Raw genomic sequence first — 11,470 nt, forward strand, 5'->3', positions numbered from 1 at the left:
CCGCGCCGGCGTGCTATCCCTTGACCGCTCCCGTGAGTCCGCCGACGATGCGCCGCTCGAACAGGCTGAAAAACACGAGCGCCGGAATCATCGACAGCGACGTGAACGCGAGCACTTTCGCGGTGTCGACGGCGTACTGCGAGGCGAACGCCTGCACCCCGAGCGGCAGCGTGAACGTCGCGGCGTCGTTCAGGATGAACAGCGGAAGGATGTACCCGTTCCAGCTGCCGATGAATGCGAGGATGCCCGTCGTGATGACGCCCGGCGTCGCGAGCGGAATGACCATGCGCCAGAAGAACCCGATGCGGGAGCAGCCGTCGATGAACGCGGCCTCTTCGAGCTCGGTCGGTATGGCGCGGAGGAACGGAACAAGGATGATGATCGTCACCGGCAGCGCGAAGGCGATCTGAGGGAGAATCACCCCGACGAGGGAGTTCATGAGCCCCAGGTTCTTGATGACGGTGTACAGCGGAGTGATCGCGACGGTGATGGGGAACATCAGCCCGGCGGCGAACAGCGAATAGAGGATGCCGCGACCGCGGAACGGGTAGCGGGCGATGACGTAGCTCGCCATGACGCCCAGGATGACCGCACCCGCGGTGGTTGCGACGGCGGCGATCGTCGAGTTGAGCACCTGCTGCCAGAAGACCGACCCGAACAGCACATCGAGGTAGTTGCCGATGTGCCAGGGTGAGGGAAAGCCCGCCGGGTCCGTCGTGATCTGCGCGTTCGTGCGGAACCCGCCGATGATGATGTACGCGATGGGCGCCAGCATCAGGGCGATCACGACGAGCGCGATGAAGTACACGACGGGGTTGCCCCACGACAGCTTCGGTTCCGTGCGGCGCGCTCCCAGTCGCGGGCGCAGCGTTGTGATGGCCATCACTTCTTCCCTTCCGTGATCGCGCCCTCGGTGTCGCGCCTCATCACGTACCGCTGATAGAGCAGTGCGATGACCAGGGAGATGAGGAACATGACGACCGCGACCGCGTTGCCGTAGCCGTAGTTGCCGGAGTTCCGACCGCTCGCGACCATGTAGGTCGCCATGGTCGATGTGCCCGCCGTCGATGCCACGTACTGGCCCCAGACGATGTAGACGAGGTCGAACAGCTGCAGAGAGCCGATGATCGAGAGGAAGGCCCAGATGCGCACGGTCGGTCCGAGCAGGGGCAGGGTGATCTGACGCTGAATCTGCCAGAAGGATGCCCCATCGATCTGCGCGGCCTCGGTGAGTTCCTCTGGGATTCCCTGAAGACCGGCGAGGAAGATGATGACCGCGAAGCCGATGTACTTCCAGGTGATGATGAGCATCAGCGTCCACATCGCGATCTCGGGGTCCGAGAGCCAGTCCTGTGCGAGGGCGCCCAGCCCGATGTTCTCAAGGAAGCCGTTGAGAGCGCCGGTGGTCTGGAGCATGAGGCTCCAGCCGGTGCCGACGACGACCTCAGAGATGACGTACGGCACGAAGATGAGCACGCGGATGACTGACTGGCCGCGCATGCGACGATTCAGCAGGAGCGCCAGCAGGATCGCCGCGGGCCCCTGGAGCACGAGCGACAGTACGACGATGATTCCGTTGTGCGTCAGCGCCTCGAGGAAGGCGGAGTCCTGGAAGATCGTGATGTAGTTCTGAAGTCCGACGAAGTCTGTCGGGGCGCCGTACCCTTTCCAGCGGAAGAACCCGTAGAAGGCGGCCATCGCGACCGGGAAGATCACGAACGACAGGAACATGACGAGGGCGGGTCCCACCAGAACGGTGATCTCGAGCCGGGTCCGCCAGCTCTGTCCCGTGGAGCGGCGCCGGGTGGGGGCCGACGCCTCTGCGCCGGCCCCCGTCGACTCGTCGATTGCGTTCACGCGTCGTCGTGACGGTGAGGGCGTTCGAACGGTCATTGTGAGTGTGCCTTAGCCCTTCTTCGCTGCGACGGTCACGGCGTCGATGATGTCTTCCGGCGTGCCCTTGCCCGCGAGCAGGTCTACGACAGCCACGTTGAGCGCGTTGCCGACGTTGAGCCCGTAGACCGTGTCGAGCCACTGCGAGACGAACGGAGCCTCGTTGTAGGCCTCGAGGATCTGCTTGAGGTAGGGCTCGGTCACCGCCTTCTGGGCCTCCGTGTTCACGGGCGGCGCGTTGAAGGCCTTGTAGTAGTTCTCCTGAACGTCAGGGGTCGCGAGGTAGTTGAGGAACTCGACGCACTCCGGCGGGGCTGTCGCCGAGCAGGAGAAGCCGTCGACGCCGCCCATCATCGCGCCGGGGTCGCCCTGACCGCCGGGTACCTCGGGGAAGGGGAACCACGCCAGGTCGGCAAGCGGCTTCTCATCGGGAGTGAGAGAGCCGATCACGCCCGGGTCCCAGGCGCCCATGAGCTCCATCGCGGCCTGATGGTTCGCGATGAGACCAGCCGAACTGCCCGCGCCCTGCTGTGCAGAGGTCGTGAGGAATCCCTCGTTGAACGGCTCGTTCGACGCGAAGTCCTCAAGATCCTTCGCGGCCTTCAGCCAACACTCGTCGCTGAAGTCCATCTCGTCGGCCGCGGTCGTCATGGTCTCTGAGGAGCACTCCCGCAGCGAGAAGAAGTAGAACCAGTGCGCCGCCGGCCAGGCATCCTTCGCACCAAGTGCGATGGGGGCCACACCGGTGTCCTTCAGCTTGTCGACCGCACCGAGGAGATCATCGATGGTCTCGGGGTTCTCGGTGATTCCCGCATCGTCGAAGAGGTCCTGACTGTAGAACATGCCGCCGGGCAGAACGGCGACCGGCATCGCCCAGACCTTGTCATCGAGGGTCTCCGCAGAGAACGACCCCTCGGAGATCTGCTCCTTGGCCGTATCCGAGAGTTTGTCGGTGATGTCCATCACCTGGCCGGCCGCGACCATGGCCGCCATCTTTCCTCCGCCGCGCTGGAGGAAGATGTCGGGAGCATTTCCGGAGTTGAGGGCCGTCTGCAGCTTGCCGTCGAGGTCTTCGTTCTGGAGCGCCTGGATTTTGATGGTGACGCCGTCGTGGTCCTTCTCGAACGCCGCGGCAGTGTCCTCCCAGAACTGCTTCCCAGCGCCCGTCGTGGAGTTGTGCCACAGAGTCATCTCCGTGGCGCCGTCATCTGCTCCGCCGGTTCCGCTGCAGCCGCTGAGCAGGAGTGCCCCTGCAGCGAGCGACGCGGACGCGGCGAGCCATCGCGTGGTTTTCATGTCTCACCTTTTCTCTTCATTGAGCGACGTCCCTCGCACGAAGGGAAGACGCGGTGCGGCACCGATTCGGGGGCGACCGGCGCGACTCGATCCGACGCTTTCGCTGCTGTGCCTGCGTGGGTCGAGTGGAATGATCCTGACAATGCCTCGCGAAAGTGTCAAACGTTTTCGAAAACCTTTTCCATGCTACTGTCGTGCTCATGGCACGACGAGCGACGATTCACGACGTGGCCCGCGAGGCCGGGGTGTCGGTCGCCACGGTGTCGAAGGCGGTCAACGGCCGCTATGGCATCGCGACCGAGACAGCGCAGCGGGTGATGGATGCCGTCGAGAGACTCGGCTACGAGTCCAGTCTCGTCGCGAGCAGCATGCGCGCCCGTCGAACGGGTGTCGTCGGGGTGCTTGTCGCCGACTTCGAGCCGTTCAGCGCCGAAGTGCTGAAGGGCGTCGGTGCGTCACTGCATGATTCCCAGCTCGACCTGCTCGCGTACAGCGGGGCCAGGCAGCCGGGCGGTGAGGGGTGGGAGCGGCGCTCCCTCAGCCGCCTGAGCGGAACCCTCATCGACGGCGCGATCATGGTCACGCCGACGGTCGTCAGCGCGAACTCCGACATTCCGATCGTTGCGGTCGACCCGCACACGGGCCGCGCGGACCTCCCGACCGTCGAGTCCGACAACTACGGCGGCGCACTCATGGGCACGAGGCACCTGATCGAGCTCGGTCACCGCCGCATCGGCTTCGTCGCCGGGCGTCCCGACCTTCGGTCGTCGTCCCTGCGCGAGGCCGGTTACCGGCAGGCGCTGAGTGAGGCCGGCATCCCCTTCAACCCCGACCTCGTCCAGGTGGGTCGCTATGAGCCGGATGCCGCGCGCGAACGCGCCTCCTCCCTCCTCTCGAGCGATTCGCCGCCGACCGCGATCTTCGCCGCGAACGACATCTCCGCCATCGCGGTGCTGAAGCTCGCGCTGAGCCTCGGCCTCTCCGTTCCCGATGACCTCTCGATAGTCGGGTTCGACGACGTTCCCGAAGCCTCACGGCTGCCCATTCCCCTGACCACCGTGCGGCAGACGATGCAGCAGCTCGGCTCCGAGGCGGTTCGGCTGCTGCTCACGCTCATGAACGGCGACCCGCTCGAGAGCACTCACGTCCAGCTTCCGACCTCTCTCGTGAAGCGCGCCTCAACCGCTCCCCCACCCACGACTCGCTGAGCCTCATGTCATCCTGCAGATGCAGGTTTTCATCCCACAGTCGGACGCGAGCACGACCCAAGTCTCCGTAACGTTGTGGTCATGATTGAGATTCAGCAACTGAGCAAGAGGTACGGCTCGAAGCTCGCGGTCGCCGGAATATCGGCCACGATCAAGCCCGGGCAGGTCACGGGGTTCCTCGGCCCCAACGGAGCCGGAAAGTCCACGACCATGCGCATGATGGTCGGCTTGGACCGCCCGACGACCGGGACCGTGCTGATCGACGGCAAGCCCTACGCTGAGCATAAGGACCCGCTCCACCAGGTTGGCGCCCTCCTCGAGGCGAAGGCCGTCCACACCGGCCGCACCGCGTACAACCACCTACGCGCACTCGCCGCCACGCACGGCATCTCCAAGAGGCGCGTGAACGAGGTCATCGAGATGACCGGTCTCGGCAGCGTTGCGAACAAGCGCGTCGGTGGCTTCTCCCTCGGCATGGGGCAGCGCCTCGGCATCGCCGCCGCGCTGCTCGGTGACCCGCACACGCTCATCCTCGACGAGCCGGTGAACGGGCTCGACCCCGACGGAGTGATGTGGGTGCGACGTCTCGTCCGCGATCTCGCGAGCGAAGGCCGAACGATCTTCCTCTCCTCGCACCTGATGAGTGAGATGGCCCAGACCGCGGATCACGTGATCGTGCTCGGTCGCGGCCAGATTCTGGCGGATGCTCCCATCAGCCAACTGCTCGCATCGTCGACGGGCAACCTCGTTCACGTCCGCACTCCGCAGGCTGACGCGCTCACTCACGTTCTCGCCGGCCCTGATGTACGTGTGACGGACGCCGACGGCATTCTCGAGGTCGCGGGTCTCGACGCCCGCCAGATCGGCGAGGCGGCCGCGGCATCCGGAATCGTCCTGCACGAGCTCACACCCGTCAATGCCTCGCTTGAAGACGCTTACCTTGAACTGACCCATGACTCGGTCGAGTACCGATCGGAGGACGCACGATGACCGCTGCAGTAGCTACCCCAACGTCGCCGCTTTCCGGCATCCGCCTCTCGTTCTTCGGGCTTCTGCGTTCCGAATGGATCAAGCTGCGTTCGCTCCGCTCCACTGTGTGGTGCTATCTGCTGCTGATCGCCGCGACCGCCGGTTTCGGTGCGCTCATGGGGCTGTCCGCGTATGCCGGCGATGCTCCGCTGCCGCAGGCCGCGCAGAACGCGATGGTCGTGAACTACCTCACGGTCGGCGGCAACTTCACTGCGCTCATCGCGGCTGTGCTCGGTGTGCTGGTGATCAGCGGCGAGTACACGACCGGGATGATCCGCACCACCTATACCGCCGCGCCGGGGCGCCTGAGCGCGTACACGGCGAAGGCCGTCATTCTGACGCTCGTCACGTTCATCGTCGGGCTGGTGGCGGTCGCTGTCACCGTGGCCGTGTCGCTGCCGCTGTTCGCGAGCAACGGTCTGCACGTCGAGCTGACGAATCCGGACGTGATCGCACCCCTCGTCGGCGCTGCCGGGTTCCTCGCGCTGATCGCGCTGTTCTCGTTCGGTCTCGGTGCGATTCTGCGCAGCACAGCGGGAGGAATCGCTGCGGCGGTCGGACTGCTGTTCGTCGCGCCGATCGGCATCAGCATGGCATACAACTTCACTCAGGCCGCATGGGCGAGCAACGTCAGCACGCTTCTGCCCGGCAACGCCGGATCTGCGCTGTACGCCTATGCGGGTGAGGGTTCCGGTCCGGTCGAGGCCGGCATCGTCGATGGAGTCATCGTGCTCGATCAGGCATGGTCCATCGGCATCTTCCTCGCGTGGGTCGCCCTCTCGCTGATCGTCGGAGCGATCCTGACGAAGCGTCGCGACGCCTGATCCACTCCAGGCCGCTTCGCCGGGCTCTCAGAAAGACGGGCGCCGCCATCTCTCGCAGATGGCTGCGCCCGTCGCGTATGACGAGTGAAGCGGGGAGCCCCTTCACGTAAAAAACGACGATAACTATGTGCACGTCATGGGGATAACTACCCGTGCGAAAGAGTGGACGACGGGTGTCTCTTCTCACTGTCCCATCCAGTTCAGAGAGGAATTGACATGACTACGCTCACTCGTCGACAGTTGACCAAGACGGCCGCCTGGAGCGTGCCCGTCATCGCTGTCGCGGCCGCGACTCCCGCCGCCGCGGCATCCACAACGGCCCCCGCCTTCGACGCGCAGGTCGTCGGTTTCTGCCAGTCGACGGGCGCACCCGGCGCGGTCTACGCTGCGTTCCAGATCTCGGCGACCACCCAGGAGCCGATTCCCGCAGGCCAGCTGGTCACCATCACGATGGACGACGAGACCAACGGCGGCCAGCTGACGACCGACTCAGTGACGACCTCAACGGAGGGCGGTACCGCCGGCATCTCTGGAATCTCCGTCTCGGCCGACAAGACCACGTGGACCGCGACGACAACGCGTGAGATCAGCGCGGATGACGTGCTGAATCTCTACATCATCGGGGTCGGCTTCAGCACCAACGGAGAGACAGCGGTCTGCACCATCGCGGCGAACGACACCGACACGTCGAACAACACATCCACGATCACGCGCGTCGGCATCTTCGACGGACTCTGCCAGGTCAGTTAGGCCCTGCGCTGTCAGGTCAGAGGATCTCGAGCGGAACCGCGTGTGAGGGCGCCGGAAAGGCCGCGTCGATTTCGGCAAGATCCGTGGCTGTGAGCTCCAGCGTCAGCGCCCTCGCGTTCTCTCGAACGTGCTCTCGCGTCGATGCCTTCGGTATGGCGATGACGTCGCCCTCGTGGATCGCCCAGGCGACGAGCACCTGCGCAATGCTCGCATCGTGGCGCTCCGCGACGCTCTGCAGCACCGGGTCACCCAGAAGGCGCCCCTGCTCGATCGGCGAATAGGCCATCGTCGCGATCGTGGGCCGTGCGCTGCGCTGCATGGGAAGCAGGTCGAATTCCAGGCCGCGTCGGGAGGGGTTGTAGAGTACCTGGTTCACGAGTGGTGCCGAGGGAAATGCGCCGAGCTCATCGGCATCCACATTGCTCACACCCCACGCACCGATGAGATCACGTTCGATGAGCTCCTCGAACGCGTCGACGGTCTCGCTCAGAGGGTGCGACCCCATCCAGTGCAACAGGTAGAGGTCGATGCGGTCCGTTCCGAGCTCGCGCAGCGACCGCTCGCAGGCCTCAATGGTGCCGCGCCTGGAGGCATTCATCGGCAGCACCTTGTCGACCAGATACACCTCGTCGCGTACGGGTGCGATCGCTTCGCCGACGAGGTTCTCCGAGCGCCCGTCACCGTACATCTCTGCGGTGTCGACGAGACGGAGCCCGAGTTCGACGCCCTCTCTGAGCGTCGCGATCTCTTCGGCGCGCGTGCGTGGGTCGTCGCCGATGTACCAGGTTCCCTGTCCGACCGCCGGCAGCGTCGTGCCGTCGGCCAGCGTCACTGTGCGTGTCATGCGCCCATGCTACCGACGGGCCAGAGTCAGTCAGAGAGCGCGGGAACACTCCGCGGCCGCACGATGGTCCACAGTGCGAGGATCGCGACGGAGGCTGTCCCGATCATGACCCCTGACATGGTCTGGGTGCTGACGCCGAGTGCGCCGACGATAGGCGAGATGATGCCCGCGACGCCGAAGTTCAGAGCGCCCAGCAGAGACGCTGCGGTGCCCGCCTCGTGCCCGTGGTTGACGAGACCGAGTACCTGCACAGCCGGGAAGGTGAAGCCGCAGCACATGATGAAGAAGAACAGCGGAATGAGGATGCCGAGCAGACCGGCGTCCGTGAACGCGAGACCGAACATCGTGATGGCCGAGAAGACCTGCACGATCGTCGTCGTGGCGAGCACCCACTGCGGGCCGAACCAGCGCATGAGGCGCGAGGAGATCTGCACGCCGATGACGACGCCTATCGAGTTGGCGCCGAAAAGAAAGCCGTACTGCTGGGCATCCATGGCATAGAGCTCTTGGAAGAGAAACGACGAGCTCGACAGATACGAGAAGAGCCCGGAGAAGTTCATCGCGCCCATGATCGCGACTCCGACGAAGATGCGGTCGCTGAACACGTTGCGGTAGCGCTCGCCGATGGTGCTGTGGCCTTTGCCCGTGCGCCGCTCCTTCGGGAGCGTCTCGACGACGAACAGCGAGACGCAGATCACGACGATGAGCCCGTATGCGGCGAGAAACCAGAAGAGGCCGCGCCACGGCATGATGAGGAGCAGCTGAGAGCCGAGGACGGGTGCGAGAATCGGGGCGAGGCCGTTCACCAGTGCGAGGCGCGAGAGCATCCTCACGAGTGGCTTGCCACCGAACAGGTCACGCACAAGGGCCATCGCGACGACGCCACCCGCAGCGGCACCGGCTCCCTGTGTCACACGGAAGATCGTGAGCAGCACGACGTCGGTTGAGACCGAAGCGCCGAGACTGGAGAAGATGTGCACGCTCGTCGCGATGATGAGCGGCAGCCTCCGTCCGACCTTGTCGCTCCACGGACCCATGAACAGCTGACCGACGGCGAACCCGATCGTGGTGCCGGTCAGCGTCAGCTGAATGACGGAGTCGGGCACCGCGAACTCCTCCGTCAGCACGGGGAACGCGGGCAGATACAGATCGATCGTGAATGGCCCGAGCGCGGTGAGTGCGCCGAGCACGAGTACGTAGACCAGGCGCTGGCGGCCGGTCAGAGAGTCACCGGGGTGAACGACAGATGTCACAGGGGTCCTTGCCGGAAGATGGCGTGAGATTTCGCAGGTCGGAGTGCGTCGGTCGGCACTCGAATCGATTCGAGGAAACTACTCTACTGGATGCCGCGAGGCCGCGCCCACCCTCGCAGCGGGATCATCGAGGACGTTCTCAAACACGAGCTCAGCCGCCCCGATGAGCAGAATCTGGTCGCCGAGGGCGGCCCGGACGATCTTCACGTCGTCGAAGGCGGGACCGAGCGTCTGCACGCCGACCAGCTGCGTCATCTTCTCGGGGCGAGCGTCGAAGAGCGCACCGAGAAAGCCTCCGAGTACGACGAGTGCGGGGTTGAGAATGTTGATCGTGTTGCGCAGCGCCGTCGACAGCATGTCGACCTGCCGATCGATCTCAGCGATGGCGTCCGGGTCGTCGGTCTCGCGAAGCGCCTGCTCGAGCTGATCAGAGTCGGATGCCGGCACGCCGAGTGCCTCCAGCAGCCGCGTGCGGTTGACTTCGTCCTCCAGGGTCGCCCCGGGCACGGCGGCACCGGCGACGCGCGTGTGTCCGAACTCCCCCGCGAATCCGCCGATGCCGCCGAGCAGCTCTCCACCGACGATCATGCCGCCGCCGATGCCGCTCGCGCCGCCGTTCAGGTATACGAGGTCGGAGACGCCTTCGCCTGCGCCAAAGCTGCGTTCGGCGACGGCCCCGAGACTGGCGTCATTGCCGGCCCAGCACTCGAGCCCGGTTGCGTCGGCGAGCATCTGGGCGAACGGAACATCTGTCCAGTCGAGATGCGGGGCGAGACGAACCAGTCCGTCAGAGCTGCGCACGAGACCCGGAACCGCCGCTCCGAGCCCCAGAACGACGGCATGGTCGGGCAGATCCGCGGAGATCTCTCGCACGAGGGATGCCGTGACAGCGACGGCCTCCTCGGGAGTGGGCGTGGCGTCCATCTCGCAGCGGATCTGTGCGCGGACGACGGCGTCGAGTCCGACGACCGCGACTGTGACGGCATCCACCTCGGGGTTCACTGCGAACGCTACGGCTGCCCGGTTGGGTCTGACCAGGGGCGAGGGACGGCCGACGCGTTTGGTCTGTGCGGGCTCTTCCTCGACGGCGAGCCCGAGGTCGACGAGTTCGCCGACGAGAGCGGCGATGGTCGATCGGTTGAGACCGGTCAGTGCGGTCAGCCGCGACCGGGAGAGTCCGCCGCTGCGGTGCACCAGTTCGACGACCGTCGCGAGGTTGTGTCGGCGAACGGTGTCGAGGTTGTTTCCGCGGGCTGCCACGCTCCGACTCTAGCGGCGCCCACGCTGGCCGGGGTGACGGCTCGCGCCAGGCTTAACTGGCAACGGTGCATCACCGACAGAGCCACGAGACTCATAGCGAGGCGGAATCAACTCAACATGCGGAGCAACTTCACCTTCGAGCTGTTCCACCAGCAGTTCCACTCCTCGATTGCAGCTTTCCTCCGCGATAAGCGGAATGACGTCTAGAGGCGGGGAAAATCGTGACGTGTCGAAACTCGAACATGCCGAAATCACAGAGAGATCCTCTGGAACGGAGATACCACGATCGTCCAGTTCATCAAGCGCGGACGTCTGAATCGGTTCCTCGCAATTCATGACGAGAGCCGTCATGTTAGGCAGTTTTTCGAACAGTTCATCAAGTGCGTCCCTCACACCGGCCGGTCCATGTCCAGGCAGAGCAATTGCACTCTTCACTTTCTGCTCAGCCGCGGCTTCTTCAAAACCAGCGCGGAAGCGATGAGGAAAATTGGAACCTCTCTCGTAGATGCGCGGTGGATGCCCCAGCATCCCAATAGACCGATGCCCCCTGTCCGCGAGTCGCGCGACAGACAGCTCCGCAGCTTTCCGGAAGTCAAGATCAACACACAGCAGGCCCTCTGTGTTGTCCGGTATCCCAATGACAGTCGCAGGAAGATCAATGTCGTGCATCAGGTGAGCACGCTCATCGTTCCTCGCCACATCGAGCACGATCACACCGTCCACCAGTCTGCTTGCCGCAACCCGTTGCAATCCCCCTGTTGCTTCATCCTCGGTGAGCAGCAGGACGTCATAATCGAATCTCCGCGCTGCCTGGGCAACGGCGAGAACGAATGCCATGTGTGCGGGCGCGTACGTATCGGGCCGAAAGGGAGCGCTCAGCGCAAAGATATGAGTCGTTGTGCCTGCCAGCATCCGCGCACCGGCATTGGGGCGGTAGCCGAGCTCTCTTACAGCTTCCGCGATCCGCTGGCGCGTTTGTTCCCCAATCGAACGCTTGCCGCTCAGCGCATAAGACACGGTGCTGATCGACACCCCTGCCGCCTTCGCGACATCATGAATGTTGGCCACGTCCCCCCACTTCTCATACCCCAGGACCGGGTTGTCGAAATTCAG

The 11,470-nt window shown here is 64.7% G+C and carries 11 protein-coding genes; 4 read left to right on the forward strand and 7 right to left on the reverse strand.

Going from position 1 to position 11,470, the window contains the following annotated elements:
• Positions 1-13 precede the first annotated feature (13 nt).
• The 3 genes from ACSAGD_RS10240 to ACSAGD_RS10250 are packed head-to-tail and all read right to left on the reverse strand — an operon-like array spanning position 14 to position 3,189.
• Positions 14-883, reverse strand: coding sequence for a carbohydrate ABC transporter permease (locus tag ACSAGD_RS10240; RefSeq protein WP_437582630.1), 870 nt, complete (start codon positions 881-883; stop codon positions 14-16).
• The gene (locus ACSAGD_RS10245; protein WP_437582631.1) at positions 883-1,893 is read right to left on the reverse strand and encodes a carbohydrate ABC transporter permease; all 1,011 of its coding nucleotides are present in this window, start codon (positions 1,891-1,893) and stop codon (positions 883-885) included. The genes ACSAGD_RS10240 and ACSAGD_RS10245 overlap by 1 nt, the downstream gene beginning before the upstream one ends.
• A 12-nt stretch (positions 1,894-1,905) precedes the next feature.
• A complete protein-coding gene (locus ACSAGD_RS10250; RefSeq protein ID WP_437582632.1) occupies positions 1,906-3,189 on the reverse strand; it encodes an ABC transporter substrate-binding protein in 1,284 nt (427 codons plus the stop codon).
• Positions 3,190-3,389: 200 nt separating this feature from the next.
• Between ACSAGD_RS10250 and ACSAGD_RS10255 the strand changes: the two genes are divergently transcribed.
• The 4 genes from ACSAGD_RS10255 (at position 3,390) to ACSAGD_RS10270 (ending at position 7,000) form a co-directional block, all read left to right on the forward strand.
• The gene (locus ACSAGD_RS10255) at positions 3,390-4,397 is read left to right on the forward strand and encodes a LacI family DNA-binding transcriptional regulator (RefSeq protein WP_437582633.1); all 1,008 of its coding nucleotides are present in this window, start codon (positions 3,390-3,392) and stop codon (positions 4,395-4,397) included.
• 81 nt (positions 4,398-4,478) lie between these two features.
• Positions 4,479-5,387: an ABC transporter ATP-binding protein gene (locus tag ACSAGD_RS10260; RefSeq protein WP_437582634.1), complete on the forward strand. Its 909-nt coding sequence runs from the start codon at positions 4,479-4,481 to the stop codon at positions 5,385-5,387.
• Positions 5,384-6,250: an ABC transporter permease subunit gene (locus ACSAGD_RS10265; RefSeq protein WP_437582636.1), complete on the forward strand. Its 867-nt coding sequence runs from the start codon at positions 5,384-5,386 to the stop codon at positions 6,248-6,250. The genes ACSAGD_RS10260 and ACSAGD_RS10265 overlap by 4 nt, the downstream gene beginning before the upstream one ends.
• Before the next feature lie 216 nt (positions 6,251-6,466).
• Positions 6,467-7,000 carry a hypothetical protein gene (locus tag ACSAGD_RS10270; protein WP_437582637.1) on the forward strand — a complete coding sequence of 178 codons (534 nt, stop codon included), beginning with the start codon at positions 6,467-6,469 and terminating at the stop codon, positions 6,998-7,000.
• A gap of 16 nt (positions 7,001-7,016) precedes the next feature.
• Here the strand turns inward: ACSAGD_RS10270 and ACSAGD_RS10275 are convergent, their stop codons facing one another.
• The 4 genes from ACSAGD_RS10275 to ACSAGD_RS10290 form a co-directional block, all read right to left on the reverse strand.
• Positions 7,017-7,844, reverse strand: coding sequence for an aldo/keto reductase (locus ACSAGD_RS10275; protein ID WP_437582638.1), 828 nt, complete (start codon positions 7,842-7,844; stop codon positions 7,017-7,019).
• Between the two features lie 26 nt (positions 7,845-7,870).
• Positions 7,871-9,097 carry a multidrug effflux MFS transporter gene (locus ACSAGD_RS10280; RefSeq protein ID WP_437582640.1) on the reverse strand — a complete coding sequence of 409 codons (1,227 nt, stop codon included), beginning with the start codon at positions 9,095-9,097 and terminating at the stop codon, positions 7,871-7,873.
• 78 nt (positions 9,098-9,175) lie between these two features.
• Positions 9,176-10,357 carry an ROK family protein gene (locus ACSAGD_RS10285; protein ID WP_437582641.1) on the reverse strand — a complete coding sequence of 394 codons (1,182 nt, stop codon included), beginning with the start codon at positions 10,355-10,357 and terminating at the stop codon, positions 9,176-9,178.
• A 9-nt stretch (positions 10,358-10,366) separates the two neighbouring features.
• Positions 10,367-11,425, reverse strand: coding sequence for a LacI family DNA-binding transcriptional regulator (locus ACSAGD_RS10290; protein WP_437582642.1), 1,059 nt, complete (start codon positions 11,423-11,425; stop codon positions 10,367-10,369).
• Between the last annotated feature and the right edge of the window lie 45 nt (positions 11,426-11,470).

It is taken from the genome of Paramicrobacterium salitolerans (assembly GCF_051513965.1).
In the GTDB taxonomy this organism is placed as follows: domain Bacteria; phylum Actinomycetota; class Actinomycetes; order Actinomycetales; family Microbacteriaceae; genus Paramicrobacterium.

Bases quoted from the DNA above. Each gene is read 5' to 3' on its own strand.
- ACSAGD_RS10260 (WP_437582634.1), top strand. From the start codon at position 4,479: ATGATTGAGATTCAGCAACTGAGCAAGAGGTACGGCTCGAAGCTCGCG.
- ACSAGD_RS10250 (WP_437582632.1), bottom strand. From the start codon at position 3,189: ATGAAAACCACGCGATGGCTCGCCGCGTCCGCGTCGCTCGCTGCAGGG.
- ACSAGD_RS10240 (WP_437582630.1), bottom strand. From the start codon at position 883: ATGGCCATCACAACGCTGCGCCCGCGACTGGGAGCGCGCCGCACGGAA.
- ACSAGD_RS10255 (WP_437582633.1), top strand. From the start codon at position 3,390: ATGGCACGACGAGCGACGATTCACGACGTGGCCCGCGAGGCCGGGGTG.
- ACSAGD_RS10265 (WP_437582636.1), top strand. From the start codon at position 5,384: ATGACCGCTGCAGTAGCTACCCCAACGTCGCCGCTTTCCGGCATCCGC.
- ACSAGD_RS10270 (WP_437582637.1), top strand. From the start codon at position 6,467: ATGACTACGCTCACTCGTCGACAGTTGACCAAGACGGCCGCCTGGAGC.
- ACSAGD_RS10245 (WP_437582631.1), bottom strand. From the start codon at position 1,893: ATGACCGTTCGAACGCCCTCACCGTCACGACGACGCGTGAACGCAATC.
- ACSAGD_RS10275 (WP_437582638.1), bottom strand. From the start codon at position 7,844: ATGACACGCACAGTGACGCTGGCCGACGGCACGACGCTGCCGGCGGTC.